This window comes from Maritimibacter sp. UBA3975 (assembly GCF_002384975.1).
In the GTDB taxonomy this organism is placed as follows: Bacteria; Pseudomonadota; Alphaproteobacteria; order Rhodobacterales; family Rhodobacteraceae; genus Maritimibacter.
In genome coordinates this window covers 175,414-193,042 of the sequence record NZ_DGCP01000002.1, presented here as the reverse complement: position 1 = coordinate 193,042, position 17,629 = coordinate 175,414, and the positions used below count along the sequence as shown (strand labels likewise).

Genomic DNA, 17,629 nt, shown 5'->3' with positions numbered 1-17,629 from the left:
CCGGACGCATGGCCCGCGCCGCCCTGCGCGCATGTATTACATGCTGGCGTTGATCTCTTGTGCGGCAGCGATGTTGTCGGCGCCTACGTCGCCTTCGAACTGCTCCCACACCGGTTTCATTGCGTCGACCCAGGCCTGACGCTGCTCCGGCGTCAGCTCGCGGATCACGCCGCCAGCGTCGAGGATGGCCTGACGGTTGTCAGCATCGACCTCGGCAATGGCTGCGTTGCGCTCCTCGGTTACCTCATCGAGGATCGTGGTGAACTGCTCACGCACGTCGTCGTCGAGGCTGTCGAGCCAATCGACCGATGCCACGACCATGTAGTCGAGAAGACCGTGGTTGGTCTCGGTGATGCCGTCCTGAACTTCGAAGAACTTCTGCCCGTAGATGTTGGACCAGGTGTTCTCCTGCCCGTCGACAACGCCGGTTTGCAGCGCGCCGTAGACTTCGGAGAAAGCCATCGGCTGGGGCGAGGCGTCGAGCGCTTCCATCTGCGCGACGAGCACGTCGGACGGCTGCACACGGAACTTGAGGCCAGCGGCGTCAGACGGCATTTCGAGCGGCTTGTTGGCCGAGAACTGCTTGAGTCCGTTGTGCCAGAACGCCATGCCCTGAAGGCCGCGGCGCTGCATCGCGTCTTTCATGCCTTCGCCGGTTTCGGATTTCTGGAACGCTTCCACGGCATTCATGTTCTTGAACATGAAGGGCAGGTCGAAGATGCGGTAGACCTTGGTGAAGGTCTCGAATTTCGACAGCGACGGCGCGGCGAGCTGAACGTCGCCCTGAAGCATGGCTTCAAGCACCTGGTCATCGTTGTAGAGCGTCGAGTTGGGGTAGACCTCCATGCAGGCGGTCCCGTCCATCTCGGCGTTCACGCGCTCCATGAGAAGGCTCGCGGCGATGCCCTTGGGGTGCTTGTCGGTGTTGGTAACGTGGCTGAACTTGATCACCATTTCACCGTCGTCGCAGGCGGCGATGGCGGCGGTACCGGCGAATGTGCCGGCGGCGAAGGTGGCGGCTGTAAGTGCCGTTGTCAGGACTTTCATGATCTCTCCTCCATGTATCTCCCGGCCCCGAAGGGTCCGCAGCTATGTGGCGAGGAGTCATGCAAAGCGGCAAGGGCTGATTTGACGCAGGGACATGACGAGAAAAAGACAAATATTATCAGTTATTTAACGGATACTATTCCAGGCCGTTAGCGGACGGGTGCGCCAAGGTGTGCGCAATCCCGCACGATGTTCGCGCCAGTCTGTGCGAGATTTCGCACACTTCGAGTCGTCCAGAGTTCTCCTAGATGTTGCGCGCCTTTGGTGCGCTCAGCCCTAATTGCTTTCAAGCCACGCAGGCTCTGGAAAGCGAGCCCTCCACGCCCCCCGAGGCAGAGAACAAGTGTGCGGATCAAATCCGAAAGTCTTCAGGTTTGATCCCATGCCGCGCGAGCTTGTCATAAAACGTCTTGCGCGGGAGTTTGAGGCTGCGCGCGGCTTCGGTCGCCTGACCTCCGTGGTTGCGCAGCGCTTCGATGAGAAAGGCGCGTTCAACTTCGGCCATGCGCTCGGCAAGCCCGATGTCGCCATCGCCGACCGGCTCGGCGATCCCCATGGCATAGCGCATGGCGGCGTTCATCAGGGCGCGGGCGTTTCCCGGCCAGTCCTTTGACATCAGGCGTTGAGTCACCTCGGTCGGAATCTCGGGCATCGGCAGGGCTGCCTGTTCGCAGGCGATCTCAACATAATGGCGGAAGAGGACGGGAATATCCTCGCGACGTTCCTTCAGTGGCGGGATGTGGATTCGGGCGGCCTCCAGCCGGTAATACAGATCCGGGTTGAAGGTGCCCCGGTCCGCCATCGCCGCGAGGTCCTGATAGGTGCCCGCGAAAACACGCGGGGCTGCGGGGGTTTCGAGTCGTTCGAGCAGGGCGAACTGGGTGGGTTGTGACATGCCCGCCACCTCGTCCACGAAGATCGAGCCGCCTTCCGCATCTTCGAATGTCGCCGCAAGGGAGTCCGGGGTCGTTCCCGCGCCCGCGATCTTGATGAAGGGCCCGCGCGATTGGGCGGACAGCAGGTGAACGACTTCGGCCATTTTCGAGGTGCCGACCCCCGGCTCGCCCGTGATCAGCACATCCGCCATCGTCCGGGCGACAGCGCGGGCATCGGCGCGCATCTTTTCCGACAGGGCCGATGTCCCGCGCAGGAGGCGAGCGGCTGCGTCCCCGGCCTCGACCTGCGCTTTCAGTGATCGGTTTTCCAGAACGAGGGCGCGGGTCTTGAGCGCCTTTTCCACCACGGCGAGGAAATCGGCGGGCGCGCAGGGTTTTTCGAGAAAGTCGAACGCCCCCGCAGCCATTCCGCGCACCGCAGTCGGCACGTCTCCTTCGCCGGTGAGCAGGATCACGGGCAGCTCGGGGTCCGCGTCGTGGATGAAATCGAGCAGTGCGAATCCGTCTTTTCCCGGCATGCGGATATCGCTCACCACGACGCCCGCAAACTCTGCCGTGACGTGATCCTTGGCCTCGATATAGCTGCCCGCCAGAACGGGCGCGAGGTCGGCCAGTTCGAGCGTCTGGCCCAGCGCCTCGCGAACCGCGGCATCATCATCGACGAGGAGCACGCGGCGCGTCATGCGGCGGCTTCCAGACCGGATGGGACGAGCTCGACGGTGAAGACCGCGCCTCCTTTGGGGTGGTTCGAGCCCCGTATCGCCCCGCCGAAGCTCTGAACCAGCCCGTAGGAAATCGAGAGGCCAAGGCCCATGCCTTCGGCGGCCCCGACTTCTTTCGTCGTGTAGAACGGATCAAAGACCCGTTCAGGGTCGGCAATCCCCGGGCCGGTGTCGCGCAGGGTCAGCCGGACGTTCGGACCTGCCGGGGCGAGCGTGATTTCCATGCGCCGGGGCGTGCTGCCGCCCATCGCATCGACGGCGTTCGAGATCAGGTTCACGACGACCTGCTGCAATCGCACCTCACCGCCGCGGACCATAACGGGGTTTTCCGGTGGCGTGTAATCGACCGCCACTTCGTGCCGGGTGATCTTGTCCGCTGTCATCTCAAGCGCGGCGGAGATGACGGTGACGAGGTCGACATCCGTGATGGGTCCGCTTTCCTGCCGGGCGAAGGCACGCAGGTTCTGGATGATGCGCCCCATGCGGCGGGCGAGCTCCGAGATGCGGCCAAGGTTTTCGCGGGCCGCCTCAGGCTTGCCACGGTCGAAGAACAACTCCCCGTTCTCGGCGAAGGAGCGGATCGCCATGAGCGGCTGGTTGAGCTCGTGACTGATGCCCGCCGACATCTGGCCAAGCGCCGATAGTTTACCAGCTTGGACCAGTTCGTCCTGCGCACGCTTGAGCGCCGCTTCGGCCTCTTTCCGTTCGCTCACCTCTCGGCGAAGGTTCTCATTCGCGCCGGTGAGTTCCCGCGTGCGGTCCGCCACGCGTCCTTCCAGCTCCGCATTCGCCGCTGCTTCGATGGCGAGCCGGTCAGCCAGCGCAGCGCGCTTTTGTTGCACGAAAAAGAGTATGGCGCCAAAGCTCACCAAGGCGCCCGCGGTAATGAGGGTCCAGAGGATCGCCGAGGCGAGCGCGGAAGAGCTGTCGATCAGGATTTCCGCGGACAGTCCGATGGTCGGCAGGTCACGCTCAAGGTGAATGGCACGGGCCGGGAGGTATCGGTTTCCGTCGATCCGCCAGATCTCGCGACCATCCACAAGTCTTTCGCTGTAGGACGGCATCCCTTCGGATCGGTCCGCAAGGACGAGGTCGCTGCGGTTCGTCACGAAAACCCGGTTCGCGCCATCCGTGAAAAAGACGGCGGGTGCATCGCCGGGCCAGTTATCCTCGATCTGCGCGACCGAGACGCGGGTCATCACCGCTCCGACCACCTCGCCCACCTCCGTCTGGACGGGGGCGGCGAAGGCGAAGAAACGGCGCGGGCCATTCGGGCCGGAGACAATCTCGCTCGTCGTGCCGAGTGCGCCGTTCAGCGCCCGGTCCAGAGGCGGCTCGGCAGGGTCGCGGGCGAGAGAGCTGCCGTCGCTGCCTGCCGCGACATGGCCCAGCCGGTCGACCACGGCGACATCCGAGGCCCCGCTCATGTCGGCCATGCTTTGCACCACGACGCGCGCACCGTCCCCGTCACCGCCCCAGATCAGAAGCCGCTCGAGATCAGGGTGGCGCGACAGGATTACGGCGAGTTCGCGGTAGCGGAAAAGCTGCCCCGTCACCCGGTCCGCGGCGAGCGACAGGTCGGCCTCGCCCCGTTCCGTCAGCCGGTCGAGCGTGGCCCGATACACGGTCCATCCGACGCTTCCGGACAGAAGCGCAGCGGCGATGACGAAGGCGAGCAGGCGATACATCGGCAGGAGTCCTCAGGCGGCGGTCAATATAGGCCGCCGATGAAGCCCTGTCACTTCTCCAGCACGAAATCCGGCAGCGAATCGAGTGCTTGCTTCAACGCCTCGCCCCAGCCGGACGAAATCTGCTGAAAATATGGGTCGTCGTCCTGAATGCGCGAGCGCAGGCCGAGGCGCAGGGAATCCGTCTCGTAAAGCTGAAAGTCGAACGGCAGGCCAACCGAAAGATTTGCCTTCAGCGTGGAGTCGAAGCTGACGATCAAAAGCTTCAATGCTTCCTCGAAGCTCATTTCGGGATCGAAGGCGCGCACGAGGATCGGGCGGCCGTATTTCGTCTCGCCGATCTGGAAGAACGGGTTATCGCCGCTCGCTTCGATGAAGTTGCCCTCGGGATAAATCATGAAGAGCCGGGGCGGGCCCCCGTCGATCTGACCGCCAAGGAGCAGAGTGGCGCTGAAGGGACTCGCGGCCTTCGGGCCCGAGGCTTCGTGCATCGAGATCACGTCGCGCAGCGTCTCGGCCACCAGTCGTGCCACCTGAAACATCGACGGCGCTTCGAGGATCGAGGGCGACCGCTGGTCGTGTGCCTTGGTCCGCTCGTCGAGAAGCGAGACCACCGATTGCGTGGTCGCGAGGTTGCCGGCGGACATGAGCACGAGCGCCCGGTCACCCGGCACCTCCCATGTCGTCATCTTGTTGAATGTCGCGATATTGTCGACGCCCGCGTTCGTGCGGGTGTCCGACATCATGACGAGCCCACGGTCGAGCATCATCCCCACGCAATAGGTCATGTCAGCCCTTTACTGCTGTGCCACCTGTATCTGGACATCCAGCGTTTCGGCTGACCCACCGACTCGCGATCCGATAACCGGCGCAGCTTCGGTGTAATCGAGTCCCGTTGCAACGCGAACGTAGCGTGCATCGGGCGATTGTTTGTTGGAGACGTCAAAACCGACCCACCCCAGCGCATCGACGTGAACCTCGGCCCAAGCATGGGTCGCGTCCTGTTCGACCCGGTCATCCATCATCAGGTAGCCCGAGACATAGCGTGCGGCGAAGCCCATTTCGCGCGCGCAGGCGAGGAAGATATGGGTGTGATCCTGGCAGACACCCTTGCCCTCCGCCACCGCCTCTTCGGCGGTCTGCTCCGGGTGGTTGCCGTCGACGAGATAGGCGACCTCGTCGCCAACGACGGCGAGGAGGGAGTGGAGGCGTTCGAGATCCGCCTCGCCCTCGATCTTTCTGATAAGCGCCCGGCATCCTGGGCCGCATTTCGTGAGGGGCGTTTCACGTTCATAAAGCCACAGCGGAGAGGGGCCTGGATGTGCGCCGACCACGCCGCCGTTGTCTTCGATCATCACCTCGCCTTCCGAGGTAACGACCACCTCGGTCGCATCCCGGTCGAACGAGATCAGCTCGACCGTGTTGTTGTGATTGTCCTCGAAGGTGACTTCCTTCTGCCCGTTCTCGACAGTCGTGGACCAGCTGACCACCTGTTGCTGGTGGCCCGACTTGGGAAATTTCCGCAACTGTTGCAGGCCGTAGACGACGGGTTCGTCGAACCGGTAGCGCGTGACGTGTTTGATTCTCAGTCGCATGGTCCCCGCCTCAGACATAGAAACGATAGTCTTGCTCGATCTGTTGTCCGAGCTCCCCGATCAGGCCGAGGATGCTCTGGATGTACTGGTGAAGACCGTATTCGAAGATCTGGTCGATGTCATGGTTGGACAGGCGCTGGGCCAGGTTGTCCGCGATGTCATTCGCCGTCGTGCGCGTGTCATAATCAGCCGCGAGGTAGTTGAGATTGTCGCGGATCTTGGACACGCAGAAATAGAGACTGCGCGGCATCCGCCGGTCCAGGATCAGGAACTGGGCGATGTCGCGGGCGTTGACCTGCCCACCGAACGCCATGCGGAACCCCCCGGAGGCCGAGACCGAGCGCAGGATCGTTTCCCACTGCACGTTGTCGATGGACGAGCCGACCGAAAAGACCGAGGGCAGAAGAACGTAGTATTTGACGTCGAGGATACGCGCCGTGTTGTCGGCCCGTTCGAGGAACGTACCGATCCGCGCGAAATCGTAAATGTCGTTGCGCAGCATCGTGCCATGCGTCGCACCGCGCACCAGCGCCGTGCGCTGCCGGATGGCCTTGAGCGTATTTGGCAGGTCGCGTTCGCTTACCTTGCGGGCCAGCATTTCCTTCGAACGCATGTAGCAGGCATTCGTCGCTTCCCACACATCGGTCGTGAGCGCGGTGCGCACCATCCGCGCATTCTGTCGCGCCTCGCCGATCGAACACAGGACGGACGAGAAGTTGTCCTTGTCCCGCAGCATCCAGTCGACGGCCTGATCCTGCGTGATCTCTCCCCGATGCGCGGCATAGCCCTCGGCCACACCCGCGGTCTGCATGATCGAGCCCCACTCCATGCTGCCCGAGCGGGTCAGGCCAATGCGCTGGCCGGTCTCGATGAGGCGCGAGGAGTTCTCGGCCCGCTCGATGTAGCGGTACATCCAATAGAGGCCGTTTGCGGTTTTTCCCAGCATATCAGTCCTCCAGCACCCAGGTGTCCTTGGTCCCGCCGCCCTGTGACGAGTTCACGACGAGCGAACCCTTCTTGAGCGCGACGCGGGTGAGGCCACCGGGGGTGATGTTGATCCCGTCGGGGGATACGAGGACGAAGGGCCGCAGATCGACATGGCGTGGCGACAGCCCGCGCTTGGCGAAGATCGGAACTGTGGACAGCGACAGGGTTGGTTGCGCGATATAGTTCGACGGTCGCGCCTCAAGCTTCTTGCGGAAAGCTGCAAGCTCTTTCCGTGACGCGGCGGGGCCGATCAGCATCCCGTAGCCGCCCGAACCATGCACCTCTTTGACAACGAGGTCCGAGAGATTGTCGAGAACGTATTGCAGGCTGTCCTTGTCCGAGCAACGCCATGTCGGCACGTTCTGAAGCAGTGGACGCTCGCCCGTGTAGAACTCAACAATCTCGGGCATGTAGCTGTAGATCGCCTTGTCGTCGGCGATACCGGAGCCCGGTGCGTTCGCGATGGTGATGCCACCCGCGCGGTAGACATCCATGATGCCCGGAACGCCAAGCTGGCTCTCGGGATTGAAATTGAGCGGATCGAGGAAATCGTCGTCGATCCGGCGGTAGAGCACGTCGATGGGTTGGTAGCCACGCGTCGTGCGCATCGCGATGCGCCCATCCACCACCCGAAGGTCATGGCCTTCGACCAGCTCGACACCCATCTGATCGGCGAGGAAGCTGTGCTCGAAATACGCGGAGTTGAAGATGCCCGGCGTCAGCACCGCGACGGTCGGCGGCCCGTCGCAGGCCGGCGGCGCACAGGCGGCGAGCGAGCGGCGCAGATCGTTCGGATAGGTCGAAACCTGCTGCACCTTGTTGCGCGCGAAGAGCTCGGGGAACATATGCAACATGGTTTCGCGGTTCTCGAGCATGTAGCTCACACCCGACGGCGTGCGCGCATTGTCTTCGAGCACATAGAATTCGTTATCGTCGGTCCGCACGAGGTCGATGCCCACGATATGCGTGTAGACGCCGCCCGGCGGGCGAACCCCTATCATCTCGGGCAGAAAGGCCTCGTTGCGGGCGATCATCTCTTTCGGCAGACGGCCAGCCTTGATGATTTCCTGCCGCCCGTAGATGTCGTTGAGGAAGGCATTGATCGCCCGGACACGTTGTTCGATGCCCCGACTGAGCTTTTGCCATTCGCGTGCTGCGATGATGCGCGGCACGATATCGAAGGGGATCAGCCGTTCCTCGGCCTCACTCCGACCGTAGACATTGAACGTGATGCCCGAGAGCCGGAAGAGCTCGTCTGCTTCGCGCTGTTTCGCGCGCAAACGGGCCGGATCCTCTCCCTCGAACCACGATTGGAATTCGGAATATGGGGGGCGGGTCTGATCATCGCGGCCCCACATCTCGTCGAAGATTTTGTCGTCGCTCATGTGTTCAGTGTATCCGCGCAAATCGCGGCGACAATCGGTTTGCACGATTCCGAGGCGTGCGGTCCCGAAAGTATGTCGAAAAAATCTCCGACTGCCTGTTTGTTGGGCACTTTCTCTGCGGCACCGATGCGTTGCACTTTCGCAGCATTTACATGTGATTGGTCGGAAACGAACTGACCAGTTCATTTCTTCTGGAAACGAAAGCCGGAAAAAGGTATGGAAAACCAGAGCATATAAAAACACGCGCCACCATAAATCAAAAAAGGCGCGGTATTGAGGTAGGCGGTAAGACCATGAGCGCGATTCATTTCGTGGCCCGTGATGCTGTTGGCAATTACCAGCAGGGCACGGTGTTCAATTCACAGTTTGACGGGACTCTCGATCTGGCATCGGGCAGCGCAGTGTCGCTGAACATGCGGCGTCTCGATGTCACCGGGTATCTGCGACAAGGGGACGACCTTGTCCTGATGATGGCGGACGGGCGGAAGATCCTCCTCGAAAATTACTTCGGGCCGGACGGAAACCCGCAGGCGGACGTCTATCTCAACGAAGGCGGCTACCTGATTGCGACACAGGTGTCGGCCACTGGCGAAGTCAGCCATGCCGAAGCCGAGACCTGGGGCAAATACGGCGATCTCAGCGCGCTCACCTTCCCCGACGACCCGGTCGTCGTGGCGGGTGCGAGCTATTCAGACGGTGCAGATGCAGCGGTGGAGCAGGTTCTGGCCGATAGTGAATACACTTACAGCGGGACGGAACAGGGCGGCGACAACCCCACGATGCTCGCGGGCTTCGGCCTCGCCCCGCTTGCCGGGATCGGCGGGACAGGAACCGGAATGATCCTCGGCGCGAGCGCGCTGGGCGGCGCGCTCCTGTTCTCGGGCAACGGGTCGTCATCGACGAGCGGGTTGCGCAGAGGCGGCGGCACCGGCGGGTCGGGCGGCACCACATCGGGCGTCGGGTCGACAATCGTCCCGGCCATCGACCGCGCGGATGACGACTACTCATTCAACGGGCGCAGCGAAAAATCTGTGACGATCACCGGCGTGGCTGAACCGAACTCCGAGATCGAGGTTCAGATCGGCGGCAAGACGGTCACGACCCGCTCTGACGGTGGCGGCAAATGGAGCGCCGAGTTCAAGGGCGATAATTTCCCCGGTGACGGCGGGTACAAGGTGACGGTCACCGTGACCGAGCCGGACGGCAAGCGCACCGAGCTTGACGGGCAGGACATCGTGATCGACACGACGCCGCCCGATGTGGACGTGTCCGGCTACAACCGCGTCACTGGCCAGGTGGTCAATGCGGTCGAACACAACGCGGGTTTCTCGCTCGTCGGCACCGGCGAGGCCGGGGCGAGCGTCACTCTGGAAGTGAACGGGATCACCCGGTCCACCACGATTTCCCAGAACGGAACCTGGAGCATCGATTTCGCCCACGGCGATCTGCCCACTGGCGAATACGACGTGAACGTGCTGGTCACCGCGACCGATGCCTACGGCAATGCCAACACGATCACGCATACGATCACCATCGACACCGTCGCACCGGACGTTCAGTTCGATGCGGTTCAGGCCTCCGACAATACGATCAACCGGACAGAAGCCGGGACTGGGATCGACCTGACAGGCATGGCCGAACCGGGCTCCGCCATCGAAGTCAAGATGGGCGGCAACAGCTACACGACCACCGCCACGTCCAGCGGGTCATGGACCGTGACGGTTCCCTCTTCGGACATCTCCTCGGGCGACTACACAGCGACGCTCACCGTGACCGCAACCGATGCGGCCGGGAACGTAAACACTGCCGCCTCCACCATTCGGGTGGACACCGACGGCGCGGTTACGATCAACCCCGGCACCGGCGCTGGCGGAGAAGTCGTGTTCAACAGCGTCACGCAGGCGAGCACCCTTCAACTCACCGGCACGACCGAGCCCGGTTCGACCGTGACGGTCGAAGTCCAGGGGTCGTCCTACACGGCAACGGTCGGGGCCGGCGGCGCCTGGACCGCAGTTATTCCCGGCGGCGGCGTGTCTTCGGGCGAATACACGACCCAGATTACCGTGAACGCCACGGACCGGGCCGGGAACACGACCTCCACCACCGGAACGCTCCTCGTCGACACCCAGAACACCGTTTCGGTGATGAGCGGCTTCGCGGGCAGCGACGGCGTGATCAACGGGGTCGAGGCTGCGGGCGGCGTGACCTTCACCGGCATGGGCGAACCCGGCGCGAGCGTGTCGGTGATGTTCCAGGGGCAAAGCCACAGCGCCACGGTGTCGTCCTCGGGCGCTTGGAGCGCGACTTTCGCGGGCGGAGAGATCCCGACCGGCGTCTATCAGGCTCCCCTCACGGTCGTCTCGACCGACATCGCGGGCAACACCTCGTCAGCCACCGAGCTTGTGTCGGTCGACACATTTACCAGCGTTCAGGCTACCATCATGGGCACTGGCGCGGATGGCGTGCTGAATGGCGCCGAGTCTGTCGCGGGCCTTACGCTGAGTGGCCTGGCCGAACCCGGCGCGCAGGTCAGCGTGACCCTCGGCGGCGCGACCAGATCGGTCACGGCTGAGGCGAATGGAAGCTGGAGCCTGGTCTACCCCAACGGCACGATCCCGGGCGGCGAATATGCGGCTGATGTGACCGTGACCGCACGGGACGCTGCGGGGAACACGGCCACCGCGACCACCACCATCGACATCGACACGGTCGTCAGCGACTTCGCTTTCACCAATTCCCCGACGGGTGGTGATGGTGTCATTGCCGGATCCGAGGCGGCCAACGGGCTGACCATCACCGGATCGGTCGAATCCGGCGCACAGGTGCGGGTCGTCCTCGGCGGTGTCACCCGCATCGCCACGGTTGACCCTGACGGCTCCTGGACGGCGACCTTTGAGCCCGGCGTCATCCCGGGCGGCGAGTATGATACGACGCTTTCGGTCCACGCTACGGATGCGGCGGGCAACACCTCCACTCTGACCGAGGCGGTGCGCATCGACACCGAAGCGGGCGACCTGTCCCTGTCTCCAGCCGCGATCGAGATCGACGACATCGTCAACGCAGGCGAACGCGCCGATGGCGTGGTCATCACCGGCACCGCGACTCCCGGTCTTCTTGTGACCGTCGGCCTTGGTGCCGCGACAACAACCACGGTCGCAGCGGGCGATGGAAGCTGGTCGGCCAACTTCCCGGCGAGCCAGATCCCGGCAGGCACCTATAAAAGCCAGATCACCGCCTCGATCACCGATGGATACGGCAACTCCAAGTCGGTGAGCGACACGGTCAACATCGACACGCTGGTCACGAACTTCACCTCCGACGGGGTGACGGACGCGAACGGGCTTATCAACGCGGCCGAAGCAGCCGACGGCATCACGCTGACCGGAACGGTCGAGCCCGGCTCGGTCGTCTCGGTCAAGATGGGCCTCGTGACCCACACCGCGTCCGTCGATGCCGCCGGAAACTGGAGCGTGGACTTTACGGCGGGCGAGACGCCTTCGGGCGAGCAAAGCGTGGGCGTGGTGATCACCGCAACGGATCGCGCTGGAAATACCGCCATGCTCACCGATCAGGTTGTTGTGGATACCGAGGTTAATCGCCTCGCGATTTCCGGCCCTGTCGCCGGCGATGGTGCCATCAACGCACAAGAGGCCGCGCTGGGCCTAACGCTCACGGGTGTTGTTGAAGCCGGGTCTTCGGTCACCGTCGACCTCGACGGAACCGCACGGGCGGCCTCGGTCGACGGTGCGGGCAACTGGTCTGTCGGCTTTACGGCGGGTGAGATCGGATCTGGCGAGCGGGACTTGGACATCACCGTCTCGGCCACCGACGCGGCGGGTAACACCCGCGTTGAAACCGACACGGTCGAACTCGACACCGTCGCGCCCGAAGCCGCTCATGTGACGGCCTTCAACCGGTCCGGCGACACGCTGCGTGGTTTCTCTGTCGACGCGGGCGACGCGACGGCGGAGCTTTCCACCGTGGCGCTCAACGGCGCGCAGGGCAGCATCGGCAACGTCCAGTTCGACAACCCCGTCGCGCCGGGCGAGGTGGATTTCTACTTCACCCAGCCTCTCCCCAACGGCTCGCACCTCGTCATCACCAAGACCGACGGCGCAGGCAACGAAAGCGCGACGCTCTTCGCGTTGGACCAAGGGCTCCCGGACGCGGTGAACCTGTCCAATCCGGGCCTGAACGGGCATGAGATCGAGGCGGTCGACCTGCGCTTTGCAGAAGACAGTACCTTGACCATCGACTCGGACCTTCTCGAAGGCCTGTCGGGCAATTCCAACACCCTTACGGTTCACGGTTCGGCGGACGATGAAATCGCCATCGACACGACGAACGGCGCGACCCTTACCGACACCAACCAGCATGTCACCATCGGGTCGGACCTCTACTCGATCTACACGCTGGGCGACGAAGGCGGGACACTCATCATCGACGACGACATCACGATCACGACCTGATCCGCTTCGCTACGGCGCGCCGCTTAATGAGCGTGCCGGGCGGGACGGGTCCAGCAGACGGGGCAGAATACTTGAGGCAGACGGTACGGGACGGACTACTGGCAGCGGCGCTGACGCTGACCCTGTCGGGCTGCATGGCCGATGGGCTTCCGTTCGGTCAGGACAAGCCCGAGACCGTGACCCGCGCACAGAGCGCCGGTGCTTTCGCCGATGCGCAGGACGAACGCAGCGAAGACAACCGTTCCACGACCATCGACGCCCTCATCGCCCGTCGTTCTGTCCTTCCGCAGGGATCGCCCTACGAAAAAGTGGCAAATGCCACGCTCGCCGCCTCTGCCCGCACCGCTGAAGCAGAACTCAGGCAGGCCCGTCTGCGCTCGCGCGCGGCCGACAAGAACTGGCTCCCCTCGCTGGGGCCGAGCGTGAGCCTCATGTCGCTCTCCAGCATCGTGGCCTCGCTCGTCGTCGATCAGGTCCTGTTCGACCACGGCCGCAAGAAGGCGGAGCGTGAGTTCGCCCGTGCGGATGTCGAGGCTGCCGCCGTCGCGCTTTCGCAGGACCAGAACGACCGGGTGCATGAAGCGCTGTCCCTCTACCTCAAGGCCGAAGAAGCCCGCGAAACCGCCGCAGCCTCCGCCGGGGCGCTCACGCGAATGCGCGAGATGGAAGCGATCATGGCCAAGCGGGTCGAGGGCGGGATTTCCGATATGTCGGAGCTTGCCGTCATCCGTTCCAAGGTGGCCGAGCTTGCCTCGACACGCGAGAACGCGCTTCAGATCGTGCGGACGGCCCGGGCCGAGCTTAACGCCATGTCCGCCGCGCCGCTCGACGACGTGCACGGAACGGCCGAAATCGCCGCTGACACGACCGGGATTGATCCTTTGTCGCTGCACCTCGCGCTGACGGAGCGCGACCGGGACATCGCGCAGGCCGCCATCGCGCGCGCCGGGTTGTTGCCGGGCATCTCTGCCGGGGCCGTGCTGTCCTCGCGGGACGGGCTGAACGGGCCGAACGTCCAGCTCTCGTCCGACGCGGGATTCGGTTTTTCGACGCCGGATAACCTCAGGGCCGTCGAGGCCTCCAAAGAGGCCGCTGAACGCCGCGTGACACAGGCGCGAGAAGATACCAACCGCAGGCTCGCTGCCCTGACAGAAGAGCGTGCTGGACTGGTGCGCCGGGCCGCGCGCGCCGTGGATCTCGCATCGCAAGGCCAGGCCAATGCCAATCTCTTCAAGCGGCAGTTCGAGGCCGGCACCCGAACGGTGTCCGAGGTTGTCACGGTGATCGAGACGATGGCCCGACTCCAAACCGAAGCAATATCGACCAAGTATTCGGCCGCCCGCACCGACATAGAGATCGCCCGCGAACTGGGCGTGCTGGCCGACGGGGCGTCAATATGACGAATACCGTCGCTTTCCCCTCGATCACCGGCGCGACGGTCCGTGCGGCTCCGACGTCGGCCAATGACACCCAAGCGCCGACCCCGCGGACCCGGATCAAGGTCAAGTCCAGCGAAGAGACACTTGCCCCGCAGGGCGGCAGCGCCCGCCTCATGCGGCGGGCCGAATTGCTCGCGGTCTATGCCAGGCTTCTGGGCGCCAAGCCTTTGGCCCGCGACATCCACGACGCCATGCACGCCCTGACACCGGGCAATACCGTTAGCGCCGAGGACCTCGTCACAGGCCTGCGCGCGACCGGACTTTCGGCGCAGGCCGTGCGCGAGGCCGACCCCGACGGTCTCCCCCTCATCGCCATGATGACAAACGGGCAGGCGGTACTGGTGCTCGAGCAGCATGGCGAAACGCTCACCATTTATGAGGCAGGCGCGCCGGACGGGCGGACCGAGGTCGCCCTCGCCGACTTTGCCCCGTACTACGCGGGCGTGGTCGTGCGCGCCTCGGCACAAGCCGCCACGCTCGATGCCCGCCACGCCGAAACCACCGCCGCCCCGCACTGGTTCTGGGGTGAGCTCAAGCGGTACAAGCGTCACTTCGGTGACGTGGCACTGGGCAGCTTTGTAGCCAATCTCCTCGCCGTTTCGGTCGCGTTATTCTCGCTTCAGGTCTATGACCGGGTGATCCCACACCAGTCGGTCCCGACGCTCTGGATGCTCGCACTCGGCGCCGGCTTTGCCATCCTGATGGAAGCCGGAATCAAGATCGCCCGCGCGCGGCTCATGGACGGGGCAGGACGCACCATCGAGCTCAACGTCCAGAAACTCCTTCTGGGGCGGCTCCTGGGGATGCGTTCCGACAAGCGCCCGACGACACCTTCGGGCCTCTTCGCCGCGATGCGCGAATTCTCCTCGGTTCGTGAATTCTTTACCGCCTCTTCCATCGGGGCGCTCACGGACATTCCGTTCATCTTCGTCTTCCTGCTCCTCGTGTCGTCCATTGGTGGCAGTATCGTGCTCGTCCTCATCGCGGGCGGCATCCTGATGGTCCTCCCGGGCATCCTTTTGCAAAAGCGGATGGTCGAGCTCAGCCGTCAGAGCCAAGGCGCCTCGGCCAAGACCTCCCGCTTGCTGCATGAGGCGATCTATGACCTCGACACGATCAAATCATCGCGCGGAGAGGCGCGCTTCACACGGCTCTGGGATGAACTCATCACCCTTCAGGCGCTGAAATCCACCGAGCAGCGAAAACTCTCGGCACTTCTCACGTTCTGGGCGCAGGGCGTTCAGCAAGCGACATATGTGGGCGCGGTGATCGTGGGCACCTACCTCGTTTTTGCCGGCCAGTTCACCGTCGGCACGATCATCGCGGTCGGCATCCTGTCGGGCCGCACGCTCGCCCCGCTCACCCAACTCGCCGCCACGCTCGCCCGCTGGTCCAACGTCAAGAACGCGCTGGACGGGCTGGACGCCATCGCGAACGCCGAGCAGGACGAGGGCAGGGGCCGCACGCTCCTGCGTCGCGACGTGATCCACGGCGCCTACGAACTGCGCGAGGTGCGCTTTGCGTATGATGAGGACATGCCGTCACTGGACGTGGCAGGCCTCGCCATCGAAGCGGGGCAACACGTCGCCGTTCTCGGGGCGAACGGGTCGGGCAAGTCGACGTTCCTCAAACTCCTCGCGGGCCGCTATGCGCCGGTTTCAGGCCGTATCCTCTTGGATGGGGTCGATCTCGGCCGGATCGCCCCGCGCGACCTGCGGCGCAATCTCGGCTACCTCGGGCAGGACGTGCGGCTGTTCGCGGGCACACTGCGCGAGAACCTCGACCTCACCATGCTCGAGCGGGACGATGAACGCCTCCTGGACGCGCTGGACTTTGCTGGTCTCGGCCCCTTCGTTCGCGGGCATGCCAAAGGTCTCGACCTCGAAATCCGTGACAACGGCGAAGGCCTTTCGGCCGGGCAGCGCCAGTCTATCGGCTGGGCCCGCATCTGGCTCCAGGATCCGCGCATCGTGGTGCTGGACGAACCCACCGCCGCGCTCGACACGACGCTGGAGGCCACGCTGGTCTCACGCCTGTCCACATGGCTCGACGGGCGCACCGCGATCATCGCCACCCACCGGGTCCCCATCCTCAACCTGACCGAACGCACCGTGATCCTGCAAAACGGCCGTCTCGCCGTGGACGGACCACGCGACGAAGTGCTGGCCCATCTGCGTGATGCGCAATCGAAACGGGAGGCCGGCTGATGGCGACGCTCGACGCAGAGTTCGACGCCGGGCTGAAAGGCCCCAGCCTCGTCATCTGGATGTCCGCCGCAGCGCTGGGCGTCTTCATCTTCTGGGCAGCCATCGCCTGGGTCGACGAAATCGTGCGCGCTCCGGGCGAAGTCATGTCGTCGTCCCGCCCGCAGATCATCCAGAATCTCGAAGGCGGCATTCTCGCCGAATTGCTGGTGGCCGAGGGCGACCGGGTTGAGCCCGGCGCGGTGATCGCGAGGCTGCACGGGACGGAATTCCGCTCCACCGTCACCGACTACCTCGAACAGATCGCCGCGCTGGAGATCAAGCGCCTCCGGCTCGACGCGGAGCTGGCCGGTCGCGACGCGTTCAATGTGCCAGCCGACCTCGCCGCACGCACGCCGCATATCGTCACGTCCGAACGCGCCCTGCTCGCCGCGCGACAGGCCGACTTCATCTCCCGTCGTGACGGCGCGAAACAGGTGCTCAACGAGGCGGCGCAGGAGCTCAAGCTGCTCGAAGACATGCTCGATCAGAAGATCGTCGCGTTGATCGAAGTCACGCGCGCGCGCAAGGCGTATGCTGACGCCCTGAACCGGCACAACGACATCATCACGCAGACCGAGCTAGACCGGGCCAAGGAGTTCTCGGAGGTGCTCAAGGAACAGTCGACCCTGCGCCAGAACCTCAAGATCGCGCAGGACCAACTTGACCGGACGGTCCTCACCTCACCCATGCGCGGGATCGTCAACAACCTCGCGGTCACGACCATCGGCGGTGTCGTGCGGCCTGGTGAAGAGATCGCCGAGATCATACCGCTTGGCGACGAAATCCTCGTCGAGGCCCGCGTGAAGCCCGAGGACGTGGCGAACGTCCAGCCGGGACAACAGGCGACGGTAAAACTGTCGGCCTACGACTACACGATCTACGGCTCGTTCAAGGGAACGGTCTCGCTCGTTTCGGCGGACACCTTCAAGGACGACCGGGTCCGCGATGGCGATCCGCACTACCGGGTAACCCTGAGCCTTGATCTTTCCGGTCTGACCGAACGGCAGAAACAGCTTGAGATTCGTCCGGGCATGGTCGCGGACGTGGAGCTGCATACGGGCTCCAAGACGATCCTGCGCTACCTTCTCAAACCGCTTTACAAGAGCCGCGAAGCCTTTCGCGAACCCTGATCTCTTCTTCGGTCCGAAAATACCT

General features: G+C 63.9%; 11 protein-coding genes. 4 read left to right on the top strand and 7 right to left on the bottom strand.

Translation table 11 applies throughout. From position 1 onward, the window contains the following. Positions 1-36: 36 nt before the first annotated feature. The 7 genes from B2585_RS01200 to B2585_RS01170 all read right to left on the bottom strand — a co-directional run bounded on the left by B2585_RS01200 (position 37) and on the right by B2585_RS01170 (position 8,320). Positions 37-1,047: a DctP family TRAP transporter solute-binding subunit gene (locus B2585_RS01200; RefSeq protein ID WP_292019184.1), complete on the bottom strand. Its 1,011-nt coding sequence runs from the start codon at positions 1,045-1,047 to the stop codon at positions 37-39. Positions 1,048-1,399: 352 nt separating this feature from the next. Next, complete coding sequence (locus B2585_RS01195) at positions 1,400-2,626, bottom strand: sigma-54-dependent transcriptional regulator (protein WP_292019183.1); 1,227 nt, start codon at positions 2,624-2,626, stop codon at positions 1,400-1,402. Further along, a complete protein-coding gene (locus B2585_RS01190; RefSeq protein ID WP_292019182.1) occupies positions 2,623-4,353 on the bottom strand; it encodes a sensor histidine kinase in 1,731 nt (576 codons plus the stop codon). The genes B2585_RS01195 and B2585_RS01190 overlap by 4 nt, the downstream gene beginning before the upstream one ends. A 50-nt stretch (positions 4,354-4,403) precedes the next feature. Next, positions 4,404-5,141, bottom strand: coding sequence for a proteasome-type protease (locus B2585_RS01185; protein ID WP_292019181.1), 738 nt, complete (start codon positions 5,139-5,141; stop codon positions 4,404-4,406). A gap of 9 nt (positions 5,142-5,150) precedes the next feature. Next, positions 5,151-5,948 (bottom strand): transglutaminase family protein, encoded by a 798-nt coding sequence (locus B2585_RS01180; RefSeq protein WP_292019180.1) that lies wholly within the window; start codon positions 5,946-5,948, stop codon positions 5,151-5,153. A 10-nt stretch (positions 5,949-5,958) separates the two neighbouring features. Continuing rightward, positions 5,959-6,894, bottom strand: a complete 936-nt coding sequence (locus tag B2585_RS01175) for an alpha-E domain-containing protein (RefSeq protein WP_292019179.1) — start codon at positions 6,892-6,894, stop codon at positions 5,959-5,961. A gap of 1 nt (position 6,895) precedes the next feature. Continuing rightward, positions 6,896-8,320, bottom strand: a complete 1,425-nt coding sequence (locus tag B2585_RS01170) for a circularly permuted type 2 ATP-grasp protein (protein WP_292019178.1) — start codon at positions 8,318-8,320, stop codon at positions 6,896-6,898. A gap of 293 nt (positions 8,321-8,613) precedes the next feature. On the opposite strand from B2585_RS01170, the gene B2585_RS01165 reads away from it, so the two are divergent. The 4 genes from B2585_RS01165 (at position 8,614) to B2585_RS01150 (ending at position 17,604) form a co-directional block, all read left to right on the top strand. Continuing rightward, entirely contained in the window at positions 8,614-12,789 is a 4,176-nt protein-coding gene (locus B2585_RS01165; RefSeq protein ID WP_292019177.1) for an Ig-like domain-containing protein, read from the top strand. A 71-nt stretch (positions 12,790-12,860) separates the two neighbouring features. Next, positions 12,861-14,189, top strand: coding sequence for a TolC family protein (locus B2585_RS01160; RefSeq protein ID WP_292019176.1), 1,329 nt, complete (start codon positions 12,861-12,863; stop codon positions 14,187-14,189). Continuing rightward, positions 14,186-16,435, top strand: a complete 2,250-nt coding sequence (locus B2585_RS01155; RefSeq protein WP_292019175.1) for an ATP-binding cassette domain-containing protein — start codon at positions 14,186-14,188, stop codon at positions 16,433-16,435. Before B2585_RS01160 ends, B2585_RS01155 begins: the two co-directional genes overlap by 4 nt. Further along, the gene (locus tag B2585_RS01150) at positions 16,435-17,604 is read left to right on the top strand and encodes an HlyD family efflux transporter periplasmic adaptor subunit (protein ID WP_292019174.1); all 1,170 of its coding nucleotides are present in this window, start codon (positions 16,435-16,437) and stop codon (positions 17,602-17,604) included. Before B2585_RS01155 ends, B2585_RS01150 begins: the two co-directional genes overlap by 1 nt. The last annotated feature ends 25 nt before the right edge of the window (positions 17,605-17,629 follow it).